This is a genomic window from Flavobacterium ustbae (genome assembly GCF_003946915.1).
GTDB classification, from domain to species: Bacteria; Bacteroidota; Bacteroidia; order Flavobacteriales; family Flavobacteriaceae; genus Flavobacterium; species Flavobacterium ustbae.
The window spans coordinates 1-371 of record NZ_RPOC01000056.1; the positions used below are offsets into that span (position 1 = coordinate 1).

Annotated in this window: 1 protein-coding gene; it reads right to left on the reverse strand. The window is 44.5% G+C overall.

Annotation, left to right across the window (positions count from 1 at the left end; genetic code table 11):
- A partial coding sequence (locus tag EG814_RS20905) for an Ig-like domain-containing protein (RefSeq protein WP_164515359.1) occupies window positions 1-371 on the reverse strand: 371 nt, incomplete at both ends.

The window sequence follows — 371 nt, forward strand, 5'->3', positions numbered from 1 at the left end:
TTGGAGTTCCTGGATCACTTACAATCACATCAACTGTTAATCTTGTAGCGCTTTCGCAGCCTGTTGCAGTGTCTGAAATTGCTGCAAAATACTGGCCTGTTGTTAAAACTGCTGTTGGCGCAATTACTGTTCCGCCCGTTGCTGCCGTATACCATACAATATTTGCCGCTGGTGTAGTCTGAATGCTTGCAAAAGTTGGAGCGTCAACCGTACAGAAGTTTTGCGTTCCTGCTGTTACTAATGTCGGAGTTCCAGGATCGTTTACAATTACATCAACTGTTAATCTTGTAGCGCTTTCGCAGCCTGTCGCTGTATCTGAAATCGATGCAAAATATTGTCCTGTCGTAAGTGCCGTTGTAGATGGAATTGCT